The sequence below is a fragment of the Prevotella sp. CAG:255 genome (assembly GCF_000431195.1).
Taxonomy (GTDB): domain Bacteria; phylum Bacteroidota; class Bacteroidia; order Bacteroidales; family Bacteroidaceae; genus Prevotella; species Prevotella rara.
The window spans coordinates 1-818 of record NZ_HF986857.1; the positions used below are offsets into that span (position 1 = coordinate 1).

General features: G+C 39.9%; 1 pseudogene. It reads left to right on the forward strand.

Annotated elements, in window-relative coordinates:
• Positions 1 to 234: 234 nt before the first annotated feature.
• Positions 235 to 818: pseudogene (locus QVO66_RS11905) on the forward strand (hypothetical protein); the annotation flags it as partial.

Below are 818 nucleotides of genomic sequence, written 5' to 3' on the forward strand. Positions count from 1 at the left end.
CTGTAATGACAACGCCTCGCTTCTTTCACTCTACAACCAACACAGGAACGAGGTGGAAGGTAACGTTGAAATAAAGGCTTTGTTCACCGAAAGAAAGAACCAACTAAAGGCAGCATAAGATTTAAATTAAAAATGAATAATGAAAAATCAAAAATCAAAAATCAAATTTAATGAATAATCAAGAATGAATAATGAAAAATCAAACAATAAAATAATAACTAAAAATCGACAGAAATGAAAACGACAAGGATTGAATTGAAAGACAGCGGCGTTCTTTTCAACAAGGAGCGTCACGAATATTGGCTGGGAAACAGACAGCTGTCGGGAATTACTGGAATGCTACAAAGGCAACTGTTCCCTGATGAGTTCGACAATGTACCCGAAGAAGCAATAAAAGAGGCAGCAAGGTATGGTACTGAAGTTCATGAGAGTATTGAGCTTTTTGATTCAAGCTGGATAAACGACGGGACCAAGGAAGTTTCGGATTACATTGAATTGTGCCAAGAAAACGGGCTGGTACATGAAAGGTCAGAATACACTGTCACTGATGGGGAGAACTGGGCAAGCAACATAGACAAGGTTTACAGAAGCTCGGATGATACTTTTTCGTTGGGTGACATCAAGACTTACGGGACCATGACACCGGAGAAGTTGGAGAAAGCGAGATGGCAGTTATCAATCTACGCCTATTTCTTTAAGCTACAAAACAGGGATGCAAAGGTCGGTAATCTGTTCATACTCCATATTAGGAACAAACCCAAGCAAGACGGAACATTCGACCACATAAGAAATATCATGCCGGTGGAAAGGATACCAAG